The organism is Bradyrhizobium sp. 191 (assembly GCF_023100985.1).
Lineage (GTDB): Bacteria > Pseudomonadota > Alphaproteobacteria > Rhizobiales > Xanthobacteraceae > Bradyrhizobium > Bradyrhizobium diversitatis.
In genome coordinates this window covers 2595549-2611987 of record NZ_CP064692.1, presented here as the reverse complement: position 1 = coordinate 2611987, position 16439 = coordinate 2595549, and the positions used below count along the sequence as shown (strand labels likewise).

Sequence of the window (16439 nt, the reverse complement as noted above, 5' to 3'; positions counted from 1 at the left end):
CGAACTTACCAGAATGCGCGAGTTTCAGAAGCTGGATCAGTTTCGTGTACCGCCGGGGTTTCGCGGACGGGGAGCGGTCGTCGTGCTGCTTTGGCAGGTCGTTCAATCGACACTCTTTGCACTTTCGCCTCAGCCCTTTTTTGCATGGCGGCGCTTTCTGTTGCGCCTGTTCGGAGCAAAGATCGGCCGCAAGGTGCTGCTGCGCCCGACGGTGCGCGTGACCTACCCCTGGAAGACTGAGATAGGGGACTATTCCTGGATTGGTGATCACGTCGAGCTGTACAGCCTGGATTGCATTTCAATCGGTTCTCATTCGGTCATTTCGCAGCGATCCTACCTCTGCACGGGATCGCATGACATGGCCGATCTCGCGTTCAGCTACATCACCGCCCCGATCACAGTCGCAGATCAAGTTTGGATCGCCAGCGACGTATTTGTTGCGCCGGGCGTGAAGGTCGGCAGGGGCGCCGTCGTCGGCGCGCGGAGCACCGTACGCGAGGACGTTCCTCCCGAGGTCGTGGCCATTGGCGAGCCCGCGCGGGTCGTGCGCGATCGCCTCGCGTCCGATGGGGACAAGTCCTGCAATGCAATCTCGGAGCCATCCGATCCGTGCCGCTGATTGGCTCGAGCCACGGGCCTCGGATTCCTGATCCTGCGTCGTCTTCCGGTGGACACGTGCAGATCATGATGCAGATCCAGTACAACCTGGCTGACCAAAGGGCCGTTGATGTGCCAACCATGGAGCGATTGCCTGGAGCGGCGATGCGATCAATAAGCTCGGGCGTCTAGGCCGACTTCATCGCAGAGATCCATATGAGCAGTAGCGGTTCGTCGCGGCTTTCGGCGCTTCGGTCGTGGCGAAATCGACGACCGGACGGATGCCGCGCTGCGCCTTCAATTCCAGAGCGCTCACGGACCGGCACAGGTCTGAGTTGCAATCGGTTATGAATTCAATCTTAAGCTATATATGTAGGCGGCTCCTGGGACCTGTTCTCAAGTCGAGAAATCTGCAGCAATCTTGTTGCCCTCGTGGTCCGGATCCGGCGGCCCCGTTCCAGATCAAAAGTTGCGTCGCAGCCGTCCTCGTTTGACCTCAATCGAGAAATAAGGATATCTACACCTAGAAATGCAACCTGCGGTGATGTCTGAGCGACGATCCATGCGCCCGAGGCGAGTGAATGCCTGTTGATCGCTACGCCGAATACACGGAAAATCGAAATGGGCTAGAGGCAGAGCCGAGGGAACGGCTGATGCCAAGAACTCTGCAGGAACAGCTGGACCAGGTTGAGCGCGACATCAAACTCTTCACCGAGTTTGATAGGGCAGAGAAAGCTCGGTTGAATTGCGAGTCTTACCTGTGGACTGCCGAGGACCGCATCGAGTGGCAGGAGACGCAATCTGACAATGCTCGACGACTACGAGAACTTCTCGACGAGCGTGAAGCTTTGCGCCGCCAACTGAATCTGTAAAACCGGCGGTTGTGGATGCTGCAAGCCGCAAGGGAGAAATGGCAGCCCTCCCTGGTCCTGCTTCAAGAATGTCCTCGATTCGATCTTACCCGCATTCGTCTTTTGATTGCTTTGCCGTGAGCGATGTTCTTGGGAGGCACGCGGCACCCCGCAATCGGAATTGATTGATCAATCCGGCAGCGGACCGCCGCCGACGGATGGCGATCGTCAGTGCGGATGATGCGGGTTCGAGCGCACCTGGTCGCGCAGGCGTACGATCTTGAGAAGGTCGATGACGGCAGCCGGATACAGCTAGCCTTTTCAGTCGGGATGCAGGTGATATCTGTGAGCCAGAGCCGACCCCGGGGCGGTGAAGTCGCGCGCCATGACGTATTGCGCATGACCCACCTCAAGTACGATCCGTCGGTCCATGCCTTCGGGTTGCAAGCCAGCCTGCTGGCACTTGCGAGGCATGTGGGCGATACTGGCCCCGAGCCAGAATGACGAGAAGCAGCCTTGGAGAATGCGCTGGCTCAAATCCGGCGACCGCTCCCCGGTCAATCCAGCGCCTTTGGCGTTTAGCGCAAAGTCGCTCAAGTCAATTCGCTTCGGTCTCCTACCGGACGTACCAATATCCCCACCAGCGCTGGGACACCGGGCGCGCCTGTGCCTTCATGGCCGCGACTTCCTCGACCGGGCGAAGCTGGGGGCCGTAAATTGCGGGCGGGTAGACGTCATCCCATAGCACAACTCCGCCTTGAACGTGGGCTGCCCGCTGATGTGCCGGAGCAAGGGCTAGCTCGGCGGCTGGAGCCACCGATACCGTCAAGCCGAGGCCGAGGGCAGACAGGGCAATGGATGGAATAAGGACGCGGACCTGCATTGGATTGAATCCCCTCGTGAGTAAGATGCGAAATAATGCGACGGGTTCCAGATGGTTGCAAGGGCATGGGCTGGCCCGGTTGTCCTAAATTTCATTGCGCGAGGAAGAGGCGTTTGCTCGACGGCAACAGGATACGAAGGCCAAGAGCACACTCTCTATATCAAGAGCACACTCTCTATATAGAGGGTGGCCCTTTTAGAAAGATCACGAACGTTGCGGCCGAGATGAGATGCACGGGAGGCCCACAGGGCCGCCACTAGCGCTGCATGCTCACGAGAGGTCACGCCTGAACAATCTTTCGGCGCCAGGAATCGCCGAGAACCATGATGTCGACACACTGCTTGGCCTTGATAAGTCCTGCACTATCCGGGACGACTCCTATGGCTTCTGCACTTGTCTCCGCTTCCATTTTCGGCACAGGCCTCATCTTGGGATACGTACTGCGCGCCTGGCGCGTCCAGCGAGGACCTGCGAACTCATCCCGCGGTACTTCGCGTCGAGCGGCCCAGCCGAATCCCACCTCGACATTCGGCCATGCCCGGCGAGCCTTTTAGGTAAGGTCAGGCATCTGGGGTCTCACTGACAGAATGGGGCATGAGGTATGAGTGAACCCAAGAAGGACGCGCCTCGGCGCTACATCGTCGATGGCGCCGGACAACGTGTGCTTGTTGGGTTGACGATCTCGGAGACGATCGAATTCGAAACCCTGGACAATCCTGATGCCCGCTTGAGCGCTGGTTTGGCTGGCGAGGAGCGTTGTGTTCGCGAGGGCGAGAACGAGCGTTGGCTCGAGCTCTACGTCAAACATGAGCGGGCCTGGAACGATTGGATGGCCGAAACCCGGGCCCGGGTAGAGAAGCCCCGCTTGCTCAACTAGGCGAAGCGTTTCGCCATGGCGGCACGCCGCGTCCGTATCACACCGCGAGCATGCGGCTTCCCTGGATGCTCATCAGCGTGAGGTTGCCGGTCGCATAGGCGCCGGTGTCGATGTTGACGCGGTTGGTCAGGAATTCCGCGCTGCGCACCGGCGTGTGACCATGGACGATATACTTGCCGAACTGCTCTTCGCTCCGGAGGAATTCCTCGCGAATCCAGAGCAGATCGCGCTCCGTCTGCTCGGCCAACGGCACGCCCGGGCGAACGCCGGCATGGACGAAAAAGAAGTCTCCGCAACTGAAACTCAACCGCAGATTGTCCAGGAATTCCAGATGCTCGGTCGGCATCGCGCGAATCAAATCGCGCAGGATCGATGCCGGCTCGTCGCGCTTGAGGTCCGGCGGCGCAAGCCCGTAGGACATCAATGTCTGGGTCCCGCCGACGGCAATCCAGTCCTCGAATAGTGAAGGGTCTTCGAACACCCTGACCAGGAAAGCCTCGTGGTTGCCCTTGAGGAAAACCGCATTTCCTCGGCGGCTCCGCTCGATCAGGATGTCGAGGGTGGAGCGCGTATCCGGGCCGCGATCGATGTAATCGCCCATGAAGACTTCGACGGCATAGCGTGGCCGGCTGCGCGCGACGTCGGCGTCGATCACCCGCAGCATCGGCTGGAGCAAATGCGCGCAGCCGTGAATATCCGAGATCGCATAGATCCTCACTCCGTCCGGCAATTGCGGTTTGGGAGCGGGCGGGCGTGGTCGCACGAGGGATATCATGGCGCTCAATCGATCCGGTGGTCGAAACAATATCCCCAAGTCGTCGGCACCGGAGAGCTTCCATCCAACTCGAATAACGTGAATTCGGTGGGGCCGCGTCTTGTTCTCCGACCTGATCACGCCAAAAGAAGGGCGCGGCATTTTTTGCCGGCCTTGGGTCGGGGGCGCAGGAACAGCGCATGCAGGAACAGGAGCGATCCGCGGGAATTGCATCGCTGCGCCGAAGCTTGCGGCAAGTCTGCATCACTCGGCAGAAATCTTCGCATGCATCCACAGATTGAAGCCCGAGGAGATTCTCGTGTCGACCCGGCTTTGCTTTCGGCGGAAGCAACGCGCCGCCTCAAAGTTGAGCGAAGTCGCGTGATGCAACGACTGGCATCGCATTGGACGCGGAACTTGATTCAAAATAGGGCAGTCCGTCCGCTCATATGTCAGCACTGTGACGACATTTTCAGCGCGTCGAATTTCGCTGCGCATTTCAACACGACGCGTCATCCGTGCGCCGCAAAAGTTTTGCGTGCAGCGCCACAATGTCGCTGCGATCAAACAACACTTTCACTGCGGGGAAGTGACGAGTCTTCAGCATCACGATGAGCGTCAGGCACTCTCTCGATAGGCAGAGGTTCGAATGGCTGTTGCAACTTATGGTTCTGAGAATGCTCATGCGCTGTCATCTGCGCGCGGCAGCGCTCTTCAGAGGCCTTTTCAGATCGTCGTCATCGGTGCTGACTTTCTGTTGATCCTGCTGAGCTATGCGGCGGGTGCTTCGCTGTATGGTATGGCCGTCGCTTCGCCTCCCGATGGCGCGTCGGTGGGAGCCGGATTGTTTGTCGGCGTGGTGTTCGTCGGGGTAGCCTATTTCCGCGACGTCTATTCCACGCACCGCCTGCTCAATCTCGTATGGCAGCTTCGAATGGCGGTGTTTATCTGGCTGACGTCGCTCACGATCCTAGCCGTTGCGGCCTTCTTGCTGAAATCGACCGACAACCTATCGCGTGGCGCCGTCATCGTGTTCGCCTTGATCGGCGGCCTTGGCTTGATCAGCCTCCGCTTCGGCTGGCAGGCCGTGTTCGGCATGAGCTTTGCGAGAAGCCGGCTGGTCGACCGCAAGGTGATCCTGCTCAGCCTGAAGCCGCTCGACTTCACCTCGAACCGCTTCAAGGATCTGCGGAGGAATGGCTTCGACGTCACGCGCCATTTCGTGCTCGGAGCCGACCGGGATGATGGGCACTGGGAGCGTCAGATCCGCGACGTCATCCGCCAGTCGCGTTCGGCTGATGTCGATGAATACCTGCTTGCGATCGACTGGAACGAATTGCCGATGCTGCGCAAGCTCGGGCCATATTTGCGCGCCGTCCCGCAGCCCATTCGCCTGCTGCCGGACGACCCGGTCGCTGACTTGGTGACCCGTCCCTTTCTGCCGGTCAGCGGAACCGTCGCGGTCGAGATCCAGCGGCCCCCGCTCACTATCCTCGAGCGGCTGCAGAAGCGCTGTCTCGACGTCGGCATCGCTGTGTTCGCGCTTGTGATGCTGACGCCGCTGTTGCTGACCGTTGCCGTGCTGATCAAGCTGGATTCCCCGGGAACCGTCATATTCCGGCAGTCGCGCCGCGGCTTTAACGGCAGGCCGTTCGAGATCTGGAAATTTCGGACGATGACCGTCAGTGAGAACGGCGAGACAGTGACGCAGGCGACCAAGAGGGATGCTCGGGTCACCAAGATCGGGCGCTTCCTGCGCATGACGAGCATCGACGAGCTGCCGCAGCTCTGGAACGTGCTGCGTGGGGACATGTCACTGGTTGGCCCGCGCCCGCACGCGCTCGCCCACGACAATTACTACGACGAGCTCATCAGCAAGTACGTCTACCGCCATCACATGAAGCCGGGCCTGACCGGCTGGGCCCAGGTGAACGGATTCAGGGGAGAAACGCCGACGATCGACCTGATGGAGAAGCGGGTCGAGTACGACGTCTGGTACGTCAGCAACTGGAGCATCTGGCTCGACCTGAAGATCATGGCCCGCACTGCGTCCGCAGTGATGTTCCAGGAAGCCTATTAGTCGGTCGATTTCTGAATTGGCTGGAACCTCCGGCCTGAGGGCCTTAGGTTCCGCTGCGCGGCGGCCTGCCGAAGAGCCGCATGATTGCATCGCGCAGGGCGAGCAACGGCGGCACGAGCACGAAGAAGGCCCCCATTGCAACGGAGACGATGACATGGCGGATCGAGAAGGGTTCGTCATGCTCGATCTCACGCTGGCTTGGGTCGATGGGCGCCGGTGAGAGCGTCGTCGTCATAGGTTGCCGAAGCGGCTTGCGCGGGGGAACTACAATCAACACGAATAGAATGTTGAGCAGAACCCAAATCGTCAGAATCGTAAGTACGATCAGCATCCGAGCCACCGGAAAAGGAACTGCGAATATGAGGCGAGATTAGCCTCAGGATACCGAGAAAGAAAGATGCCTAAAGTTTCAGCATTTTGAGGCATCAAGGCCAGGATTGTCTCGTCTTTTCCGACGGAGGTCGCGCCGATGGTGGCATTGTCTGAGCCACCATTTTGTCGCCAATCCTTGCTTTTGGCTAGAGCAATAACCGCAAGTTGTGGATTCCGGACGAATACGGAGGCCCGAGCAGCCCGGGCGTGCCTGGCACAATCTCCTATCGCCCGACGGGCTCGAGCTGTCTCGTGCGCGAAGACGCACCCGATGGCCTTTCGCGCGGCAATCCCGCTAAGCACGAATAAGGCCCGCCGCCAACCGGTAACGGGCCCGGGGTCGTCCAGTTCGGCTAAAGCGCGATGAAATGAGGATTGATCGGCTGCGACGACGGTAGTGGCCCCCTCTCTCGCTTGCGGGAGAGGGGGGTTCCGCAATGGGACAATCCCCAAGAGGAGAAGCCCTCACCCGGCGCTTCGCCATAGCCGAGGCTTTGCCTCGGCGTCTTTTGAGACGACGGCCGCTGGAGGCGGCCTACGCCTCTCCCGCAAGCGGGAGAGGCGACCGACCCGCGGCAATCAATTCAACCTAAAGCCAGTCGCCGCGCCTGCGCTTCAGGCATGCTCGACGTAATAGCTGTTGTGGTGCTTGCCCTTGTAGGCCTCGATGCGCTTGAGCATCTTCGGGTTGGCGCGGTTGAGCACGGCGCCGAGCAGTTTCTTCTGAAGGACTTCCGAGCCGGAAACCGACTCCTGAAGAGCGCTTCGTGTCGTCTGTCCCCATTCGATGACGTAGACCATGGCATCGATCAGGAAGCTCACGGCCTTCGAATCCGCCACCGGCATCACCGGGGCAAGATCGATCACGATGTACTCATAGTGGTCTCTCAGCACCTTGAGCAGTTCGGCCATCGCCTTCGATCCGATGACGTCGGCCGAATTCACCATGCGGGAAGCTACGACGGAGGGGAGGAAATCCAGTCCCGTTTCCTTGCTCCGCTGCACGTGGTAGCCGAGGCTCGCGGGATCGTTCAGCGCCTCCACCAGTCCGCTCTTGGCATTGGGCGCGAGCTCTCGCGTCAGCGAGCGCGTGTGCAGATCGCCGTCGATCAGAACCGTGCGGTGCCCCGTCAGGGCGACCAACTGCGCGAAATTGGCGGCGACAGTCGTTTTTCCTTCCTTGGGAAGGGAAGAGACGATGCCGATCACCTTGATCTCGCGGGTCAGGCGGGCAACGTCGATCGACACCTTGATGTTGCGCAGCGTCTCGGCAAACCGCGAGAATGGGTGGTCAACGACGTAGCGGGACAGATCGGATGGGCCGGCCTTCGTGGACGACCGAATATCGGGCAGGACGCCGAGACATTTCACGCCGAGCTCGTCCTCGACCTCGCCGGGGGTCCGCAGCACGTCGCTCAGCAGCTCCCGCGCAAAAGCGACGCCGAAGCCGAGACAGAGACCGCCCACCAGGCCTCCCACCAGCGCCAGGACCGTGCGCGGCGAACTCTTGCGATCCGGCTTGGCGGCGGTGCTGATGAGACGCGCCTCGCTGAGCGGGAAGCTCTGGTTCTGCGTCGCGCTCTGCAGCTTCTCGAGGAAGTTGTTGTAGAGATTGCGATAGGTGTCGGCGGCGCTTTCGAGATCGCGCAGCTTGACTTCGGCCTGGCCGGTGTGGCCCGCCTGGGCAACGAGCTCCTTCACGTTCTTTTCGAGCGACGCCTCGCGGCTCTTTGCGATCTCGTAGTCGCTGCGATAAGCGTCGCCGATCCGACGCAGCTCATCGGCGATATTCTTGCGCAGCTCCTCCATCTTGTTGGCCAAATTGACCGCCGCAAGATGTTGCTTGCCGTAGCGCCTGGACCAGTCGGAATATTGGGCCTGGAGGTCGAGATATTGGGCGCGGAGACGGGTAATGACCGAGTTGTTGAGAGCGTCCGTCACCGTCGGCTGGGCGAGATCCTGATCGGAGATTGCGTCGATCCGGTCGAGCCGGGCCTTGGCCTCGGCGGTCGCAGCCCGCGCCTGAACCAGCTGCGTGTTCAGGTCCGACAATTGCTGCTCGGACATCAGGCCGCGGCTGGTACCGACGATGTTGTGCTCGGCCTTGAAGGTCTGCACGGCGCGGTCGCTGGCCGTCGCCTGCTCGCTCAGCTCGAGGCTGCGCTGCTGAAGCCACTCGGTTGCCCGCTTTGTGGATTGATATTTGGCTTCGAGGGCGCCGACAAGGTAGGCATTGGCGACGGCGTTGGCGATCTTGGCGGCCTTGTCGGGGCTCCGCGAGCGATAGCTCAGCGACAGGACATATGTGGCGAGGACGCGCTCCGTTCGCAGGTCCTTCTGAATCTGCTCGACCACGGCATGTTCGATTCGTTCCTGGGACGCGGGCTCGCGGGAGCCGAATAGCGACGTGACCTTGCCGATGATGAGGGAGAGGAGGCCCGGACTCGAACCATTGAACTCCGGATCCTCCGTCAGCTTCAGGCGACGGACAACGGACAGAATCAGGTCGTCCGAGTTGATGATTTCGACCTGGCTGTCGACATAGCCGGTATCGATCAGAGCGCTGCTGGTGTTGCTGTCCTTGTCCAGCACCTGCGCCTGACGCGTATCCATCATGATGCGGGCATTCGCCGTATACATGGGTTGCGCCGTGGCCAGGTACACGATCACCAGGGCCAGCGAAGCTCCGACGCACGCCGCAATGATCGGCCACTGGCGGCGCAGCACATCGGTCACGCGCTCGAAGCTGAGGACCGCTCCGCCGAACTCGATACCGAAACGGTGGCCCGACTGAAAGTGCTCTCTAGGCTGATACATCTGTGAATTCGCTGCCTTTGACGGTCGCTGATCAATTCGGAAGGGGGACGGGTTTGAACGGGTCGGCCAGCTTGGTCTTCCATTCGCCCTCGAGAAGGGCTCCGCCTCGGCGCGGCTGTGCAAGTCCCTTGCCTTGCGATTGGGCCTGCTGGGCGCCGGAGTTGTCCTCTCCCGCTGCGGAATAGCCTGCTTGCACGTTGAGATCTCCGATCCGCTGTGCAAAATCCCTGATCTTGCGCGCCGCGTCAGGCTTCGTCGACGTGCACCGCCCTTCGGCTATCCGCAGCGCGGCGCCGATGCCTGTCCGATCGGCTGAAGCCGATGCGGAGATGAGCGTCTGCACGGACGGCAACACTGATGGATCCGTCGCGATATAGGTGGAGAGCCGAAATCGCAACTTCTCCTTGTCATTGCGCAGCCGCTCCAGCAGCGAGGAGGGCGACTTGACGAAGGTGTCGAGTTCGAGCTGCGAGGCGCGGTCCGAGAATTCGACGCACTGCGCATGGCAAGCATCGACGCTGATGAGAATCAGGGCAGAGCCCGCGAAGGCGATCGGGAGCCATCGCGGCTTCATGTGACGACGTGTCGCTCCGCAGCCCATCCGTGTCCCTTCGTCGTCCCTGTTGCAGTAGGAGAACACGCGAAACTTGCCAGTCAACTGTGTCAATTTTTGTGCGGCGCAAAAGCTCGATACACCGATCGCCCACAACGAATGCGTTAGCTGCTTCCGATCGGTTGCAAGAGCGGGAGATGCAATGCCTGCGAGATCGGCATGCTTGCGCCCAGGAATGTTGCAACCTGAAAACAAATGAGGCGTTCGCCCGTCAAAGCGCCGCAAGCACGCGTCGCAAAACGGACACAAGCGCCATACGCGGACATTGTTCCCTTCCTGCCGAAAAATGTCCGCGCGACATATGCGACATCTGCATGCGAAGAGATCCGGGATCAATGTCGCTGCGCCCCACCGCAACAGCGCCGAATTTCGCGCACACTTTCCACGCAAATACTCGCAATCATCACGGCTCATGAAATTTGCGCCCGAAGCATGCGCGCCCTCGAACAAAAAGTGGCGTGAAGTTGGCGCTCGCATGTCGGAATGATCTGCGAGCATTGAAACTATCGTCGATCGTCATGCATCGAGCGCGAGTCCGCGATCGCGAAGATTGAACATGCGCGAGACCTGATACACACTGCTGCGGTGCAATAGCTATGGAATGTTGATGTGACGGAGTCGGTTCATCGTGAGAAGACGCATGTCCTGCCGCTCGACAGCATTCGGGGGATCGCCGCGACTTCGGTGGTGATTCACCACCTGCTGCTGATGCCGACTTTCCTCGCGGCGTTCCCGCACAATGCGTGGATCAACTGCTCGTTCTTCAGGAGCGCTTGGCTGTTGGTCGATTTGTTCTTTGTTCTCAGCGGGATCGTTATGTCGCTCAGCTATGTCGAGAGCGACTTCGGGCGCTTCTCGTTGCGCGAATTCATGGTGCGGCGCCTGGCGAGGGTCTATCCGCTGCACATCGTCATGCTGTTGGCAAATCTGTTGTTTCGCCTCCTGCGCATCAGCCTGGTCATGGCCGGCGTCGTGGTGGCCGCGCCGGCGGCCTTCGAGGTGAACAACGCCTATTCCTTCGTTCTCAACGTCCTGCTGCTGCACTCCATGGGGTTCATCGACTATCTCAGCTGGAACGCGCCGAGTTGGAGCATCAGCGTCGAGTTCTATACCTATCTGGTGTTCGGTCTGATCGTACTGCTGGCCCAGCGCATGCGTTCCTTGTTGTGGTTCTACGTCCTGTGCGGGGCGCTTGCCGTCGGCAGCCTGGTCTTCATCATCTTCGTGCTCGACAAGAGGAGCCTCGGGCTTCAGACCGATTTCGGGATCCTGCGCTGCTTCGTGAGCTTCTTCCTGGGCGTGCTGACGGTCAGGATCGTCGATCGCCTGCCGGCGAAGCCGGGTCCTGCCGTGCAGGGCATGCTGCAATTCGTCGCCATGATCGCCAGCATCGTCCTGGTGTCCCTGGCGGAGACCAATCCTGCGGCAACTTTCCTCGCGCCGGTGACGTTCGCGGTCTTCCTTGGCAGTCTGCTGGCCTTTCCGGATGCGCTGCTGGTGCCGCGGATGCTGGTGGCCAAGCCGCTGGTCTGGCTCGGTCGCCGTTCCTACTCCATCTATATGGTGCACGCGCTCGTGGTGCTGCTGGCCGAATATTTCGTACGGGCCGTGGGAGCCGGGCGGATCGCTGCGCTGGATTCGGTCTGGGCGGGCCTGCCGGCCACGCTGAACCTGGTCGTCTCGCTGGCCGCGGTGCTCGTGGTTTCGCACTTCACTTATCGCTACGTCGAGATTCCCGGCGGCAAGTGGATGCGGAACGCTCTCGGGAGCCGGACCGATTTCTCCGCCTCACCGGCGCCATCGGCGCGGCCGACGAACTGAGCCGGACATGACCATCCTCGCGCTGAACCGGCCGAAAATCACGCTGATCAGCCTCAACATCGAGGCGATCGCGCTCGGCGCCTATCTGGTCCGCGACGCCTTCGGCGGCGTGATGCGCTACTATACCAGCATCTATCACATGGATGCGCTGTGGTATGTGCCCGACGGCGTTGCGCTCCTGTGCCTCGCCCAGTTCTTCGTCCATTGTGTCCTGCGCAGTCGCAGCACGCTGGCTCTGCTGGTGCTCGTGCAGATCATGCTGTCGCTCGTGCTGGGCTACTTCATGATGGGGACGATGAACGCAGCGATCTCATCGTTCAAGATGATGCTGCCGGTCTTCGTCGGATTCTGCTTCTGCGATTCGAGCCTGGGCTCATACCGAAAGCTGCTGTCGGTCATCGCTGTGACTTTCTACCTGTCCGTGATCGGCGTTTTCCTGACGAAGTTCTACCTGATGCCTTGGGTGGGCTACAAATACGAGGCCTTCGGCGCCGTACGCGAGGCCGGCCGGTTGTGGTGGGCCTATGGCGGCGACGACCAGCGCCTCATGGGCTTTGCAGCCGACAATACCATGGCGGCCTTCTTCATCCTGGTGTCGTTCGCGATCACCTCCATTCGCATGAGCACGACGTGGTGCCTCCTGTTCGGCTCCATCGCGATCTATGCCACCAAGCTGACCACGAGCAAGACGACCATGATCGTCCTCGTGCTCTATTTGCTCTTGCTGGTGTTCGTGCGGATGTTGCCGGAAAGATCGCGCTTCCCCGCGATCCGGTCCATTGCACAGTGGTCCTTCGTCGCGATCTTCGTGCCGTTCTTCATGATCGTGGTCGCCTCCGGCACCGCCGCCGTGCCGCACTCGACCTTGTTCAGCATTCTCGATCGCATCAACAACAGCTGGCAGTTGCCCTTCGTCTATATGAGCCAGCTCATGCCGATAGGCCTCGTGACGGGTTGCGGCGCGGGCTGCTTCAACTATCCGCAGAAGCTGTTCTCGCCGCTTTCGCCCTACTGGGTGCCGGTCGACAATTTCTACATCGGGACGTACCTGATGTTCGGTCTTCCCTTCGTCGCGTTCATGGTGATGGTGTTTCGGGCAACGTTCGGTGCGACCGACGTGTACAAGCTGACGCTTCTCTTCGTCGTCAACCTGTTCACGATCACGGTCCTGAATTACGGCCCAGCCTCCGGCCTGCTGATCATCGCATTGAGTTTCAGCGAAGTGTTCTCGCGGCGTGCCACCTCCGCACGCGGGGCCGACGCCGTGCCGATCGTCATGCGGCCGCCGATACGACCATTGGATGGCTTCGGTCCGGATCTACCGGCGGCGAGCGGAAGCAGGTGAGAACGAACGATGCATAGACGGCTCGCATTCATCGACACGCTGCGCGGCATCGCCGTGCTGTCGGTCCTTGTTCAGCACGTATTCGAGGTGATCGTCGAGCAGCACCCGACGGGCGCCTTTTACCGGCCCATCCATGACGTGTTCGGCTACTACATGAACTTCGGCCGGTTCGGCGTCGTCCTCTTCTTCTTCGTCAGCGGCTTCGTCATTCCGTTCAGCTTTCCGGACAGCGCCACGCCCGTGCGGGACTTTACGATCAGCCGCTTCTTCCGGCTCTATCCGGCCTACTGGACCTCGCTCGTCGTCGGGCTCGTGACGATGCAGCTGCTCAATTCGAAAGTCTATCCGCTGGGGCAGGTCGCCGCCAACGTGACGATGCTACAGACCTTCGTGAACGTCCCGAACCTCTGGGTGTTCTACTGGACGCTGGCGATCGAGCTCTTGTTCTACGTCGGATGCACGATCCTCTTTGCGATGGGACTGTTGAACCAGCGCTTCACGGCGGTGACGATCGTCGTCGCGGCCGCGCTGGTCGGAACGACCGCTGCGCTTCTGATCGAGAACAGAACCGTATCCTCCGTGATGGAGGTCGGGTTGAACCTGTCGGCGATGTTCCTGGGCAAGATCATCCGCGACACCGTCATTGGCGGCAAGCTGCGATGGACCCATGTGGCCGTCTGCACGCTGCTGTATGCGATCTTCGCCGCCGCCCTGTCCGATCGGCGTTTCGGAGGCGTCTATCACGAGAATTTCTTCTACAGCTATTCGATCGGATCGGCCTATGTCTGCGCGGCGCTGGTCTTCATCGCCTTTGCCGTGTTCGGCGAGCGAATGGCGTGGCGTCCGATGGCGTTCGTCGGTGTGATCAGCTATTCGGTCTACCTGATGTCGCCGTTCGTGATCGTGGTCGTCCACCGCCTGTTCTGGTTCGGCGACGGGCCGCTGGGATGGTCGATCTTCCTGGCCGTGATCCTTGCGTTGTCGATCCTGGTCAGCTGGATGACATTTGCCTTCATCGAGAAGCCCAGCATTTCCTTCGGGCAGAGGTTCCGCTCGGCGCGGAGAAAACCTGTCATTCTCGAGCCGGCCCTCAGCACCCAGGGTGCCGCAGAGTGATCAAAACACCCCACCAGCCGGGCACTGCCTATGACGGATCGTTCGTTCCGTCGGTCCAGGGCCTTCGCGCGATCGCTGCGCTGAGCGTGCTGATGGATCATTTCTACGACATGCCGAAGGGGGGCATGTACGACATCCCGGATCCCGGCTTCCTGCCGCCGCTCTGGCCCTGGCTGCAATCGGTGATCAATGTCGGCGGGCACGGCGTCGAACTATTCTTCATGATCAGCGGATTCCTGATCCCGGCGAGCCTGGTGCGGCACGGGTCGCTGTCACGGTTCTTCTTCGACCGCGTCCTGCGCATCATGCCGGTGTTCGTCGTGCTGCATCTTGCGCTGTTCGCGATCGGTCCGATCGTGGCCTACAAGTTCTTCCGCGGCATCGATCTGAGCAGCTACCTCGCGATCTTTGCGGCCAATCTGTTCTTCGTGCAGGACGCGCTCGGCCTGCCCATCGCCCAGCAGAACGCCTGGACATTGACATACGAGTGGGCGTTCTACATCTGGTTTGCGCTGACGTTCTCGGTGTGGCGCACCGGTGGCAGATTGCTGGCGGCGCCCCTGGTCCTGCTTGGCATCGCCTGCCTGATGCACTGGCCGATCACCGCCTTCTTCTGCATCGGCATGCTGTTCAGCGCCACGGGATTCCGCATCTCGATTCCGGGACGCATCGGCTTGCTCGCGGGCCTTGCTTGCGGAGCTGCGCTGTATGCGAGCCTGGTGCTGTTTCACCCCTTCGTCGGGCTCATTCCGGGATTTCTGCTGTTTGGCATGGTGCTCGCTCCGGACTCGGGCCTCGGCAGGGCTCTGAGCCTACCGGCGCTGCAATATGTCGGCAAGATCAGCTACAGCCTCTATCTGGTGCACCCCTTCGTGCTGTTCCCCCTGCAGGTGATCGGCCTGAAGCTGGTCGCCGCCGGCGTCGACCGCTGGCTGCTGTGGACCGCCTTCATCGGGCTTGGGCTGGTGGTGTCGCTGGTTGCAAGCGCGATCAGCTATGAGCTGATCGAGGTCAGGCTAAGGCGATTGCTGGACGGCGCGATCCGCAGCATGTTCTCCCGGCCGCAGATCGAGCAATCGGTTTGAGGGCGCCGCTGAAGCGCGATGCGATAAGGATGAATCGTCATCGCGCTTTGGATTGTCGTTTGAGCATGAGCTTTTCGGAAAACCGCTGCGTACTTTTCCGGATCATGCCGCTCAGCTCACGGTGCGACCGGCGAGCTTGTGATAGGACCCCAGCAGACCTTCAGCGATGCGATCCCAGTTGAGGAGGCCGGCCGCGGTTTGCCGTGCGCCTTCGGTCAATGTCTCGGCCAGAGGCTTGGAGGTCAGCACGCGTTCGAGCGCGTCGGCCAGTGCCGTGGCATCGCCGGGCGGGACCAGCAGCCCGTTGACGTCATCGGTCACGACGTCGGGAATGCCGCCGGTCGCGCTGGCAACGACGGGCCGGGAGTTGCCATAGGCAGATGCAAGCACGCCGCTCTGCGTTGCATCCTTGTAGGGCAGGGCGACAACGGTCGCGGATTGAAACAGTCGCCCGGTATCGGCAGGCGAGATGTAGGCGTTGATGGTCTTGACCGTCGGCATTGCCTCCATCCGCGCGCCGAGCCGTGTCATCTCGGGGCCGCGGCCGGCGACGATCGCTTCATGGGCCACACCGCGCCTGGCCAACATGTCGAGCGCATCGATGAAAACGTCGAGACCTTTGTAAGCCCACATCCGCCCAAAAAACAGGATGCGTGCAGCTTCAGGCGCGGTGACCGCACTCCCGGCCGGTGGAACCATGAGCACGCCGTGCATGCTGGAGACGGTTTCGCCTTTGAAGTCGGGCGAGGCGCGGCGAAAATCGGCGATGCAGCTCTCACCATGCGTGGTGACGACGGATGCTGCTGCCCGCATGCGACCCCGCCATGAATCTTCACGCGGCGACGTACCGGAGCCGCCTTCCGAATGCGGGATCGCATCGTGAACGGTCAACACCAGCGGAATGCCGAGCGGACGAATTAGCTGGATCAGCCTGGACGTGTAGATCTCCGGAACTTCGTGACAATGAATCACGTCGGGACGAAAGGAAATTATGTCCAGGAAGGAGGCCGGGATGCCGATCGCGCCGCCGCGGCGCAGGCTCAGGTCGCGAACTCTCGTCTCGAATGGAGCGGTCACGGCGATATCGGCCAGTTCCCATTGCTGGTTCGCGTCTTTGCGGTTGAGCGCCAGCCGGACGTCGCAATGGCGAGCCAATCCCGACGCGAGACGATAGGAATATTCCGCAAAATGCGGTGCGTAGATGGCGACGCGGAGGCGCTTGGCCATG

The 16439-nt window shown here is 60.8% G+C and carries 13 protein-coding genes; 8 read left to right on the top strand and 5 right to left on the bottom strand.

What is annotated here, in order from left to right:
* The first annotated feature begins 13 nt into the window (after positions 1-13).
* The 3 genes from IVB23_RS12050 (at position 14) to IVB23_RS12040 (ending at position 3208) form a co-directional block, all read left to right on the top strand.
* A complete protein-coding gene (locus IVB23_RS12050; RefSeq protein WP_061878799.1) occupies positions 14-619 on the top strand; it encodes a WcaF family extracellular polysaccharide biosynthesis acetyltransferase in 606 nt (201 codons plus the stop codon).
* 559 nt (positions 620-1178) lie between these two features.
* Positions 1179-1469, top strand: coding sequence for a hypothetical protein (locus tag IVB23_RS12045; protein ID WP_245312002.1), 291 nt, complete (start codon positions 1179-1181; stop codon positions 1467-1469).
* 1463 nt (positions 1470-2932) lie between these two features.
* Complete coding sequence (locus IVB23_RS12040; protein WP_061878803.1) at positions 2933-3208, top strand: hypothetical protein; 276 nt, start codon at positions 2933-2935, stop codon at positions 3206-3208.
* Positions 3209-3245: 37 nt separating this feature from the next.
* Here IVB23_RS12040 and IVB23_RS12035 read toward each other — a convergent pair whose 3' ends face one another.
* On the bottom strand, positions 3246-3983 hold the full coding sequence (locus tag IVB23_RS12035) for a metallophosphoesterase family protein (RefSeq protein WP_061878804.1): 738 nt from the start codon (positions 3981-3983) through the stop codon (positions 3246-3248).
* Between the two features lie 628 nt (positions 3984-4611).
* On the opposite strand from IVB23_RS12035, the gene IVB23_RS12030 reads away from it, so the two are divergent.
* Positions 4612-6042 (top strand): undecaprenyl-phosphate glucose phosphotransferase, encoded by a 1431-nt coding sequence (locus IVB23_RS12030; protein WP_061878805.1) that lies wholly within the window; start codon positions 4612-4614, stop codon positions 6040-6042.
* 43 nt (positions 6043-6085) lie between these two features.
* Here the strand turns inward: IVB23_RS12030 and IVB23_RS12025 are convergent, their stop codons facing one another.
* The 3 genes from IVB23_RS12025 to IVB23_RS12015 all read right to left on the bottom strand — a co-directional run bounded on the left by IVB23_RS12025 (position 6086) and on the right by IVB23_RS12015 (position 10342).
* Positions 6086-6373, bottom strand: a complete 288-nt coding sequence (locus IVB23_RS12025) for a hypothetical protein (protein WP_061878806.1) — start codon at positions 6371-6373, stop codon at positions 6086-6088.
* Between the two features lie 656 nt (positions 6374-7029).
* Positions 7030-9231 (bottom strand): Wzz/FepE/Etk N-terminal domain-containing protein, encoded by a 2202-nt coding sequence (locus tag IVB23_RS12020; protein ID WP_247803657.1) that lies wholly within the window; start codon positions 9229-9231, stop codon positions 7030-7032.
* Between the two features lie 31 nt (positions 9232-9262).
* Positions 9263-10342: a hypothetical protein gene (locus IVB23_RS12015; RefSeq protein ID WP_246515576.1), complete on the bottom strand. Its 1080-nt coding sequence runs from the start codon at positions 10340-10342 to the stop codon at positions 9263-9265.
* 111 nt (positions 10343-10453) lie between these two features.
* Between IVB23_RS12015 and IVB23_RS12010 the strand changes: the two genes are divergently transcribed.
* The 4 genes from IVB23_RS12010 to IVB23_RS11995 are packed head-to-tail and all read left to right on the top strand — an operon-like array spanning position 10454 to position 15211.
* Positions 10454-11665 carry an acyltransferase gene (locus IVB23_RS12010; protein WP_197967420.1) on the top strand — a complete coding sequence of 404 codons (1212 nt, stop codon included), beginning with the start codon at positions 10454-10456 and terminating at the stop codon, positions 11663-11665.
* A 7-nt stretch (positions 11666-11672) separates the two neighbouring features.
* Positions 11673-13010 carry a hypothetical protein gene (locus IVB23_RS12005; protein ID WP_061878631.1) on the top strand — a complete coding sequence of 446 codons (1338 nt, stop codon included), beginning with the start codon at positions 11673-11675 and terminating at the stop codon, positions 13008-13010.
* A 9-nt stretch (positions 13011-13019) separates the two neighbouring features.
* Complete coding sequence (locus IVB23_RS12000; RefSeq protein WP_197967419.1) at positions 13020-14126, top strand: acyltransferase; 1107 nt, start codon at positions 13020-13022, stop codon at positions 14124-14126.
* Positions 14123-15211, top strand: coding sequence for an acyltransferase (locus IVB23_RS11995; protein WP_061878629.1), 1089 nt, complete (start codon positions 14123-14125; stop codon positions 15209-15211). Before IVB23_RS12000 ends, IVB23_RS11995 begins: the two co-directional genes overlap by 4 nt.
* A gap of 111 nt (positions 15212-15322) precedes the next feature.
* On the opposite strand, the gene IVB23_RS11990 is transcribed toward IVB23_RS11995, so the two are convergent.
* Positions 15323-16438: a glycosyltransferase gene (locus IVB23_RS11990; RefSeq protein ID WP_061878628.1), complete on the bottom strand. Its 1116-nt coding sequence runs from the start codon at positions 16436-16438 to the stop codon at positions 15323-15325.
* Position 16439 lies beyond the last annotated feature (1 nt).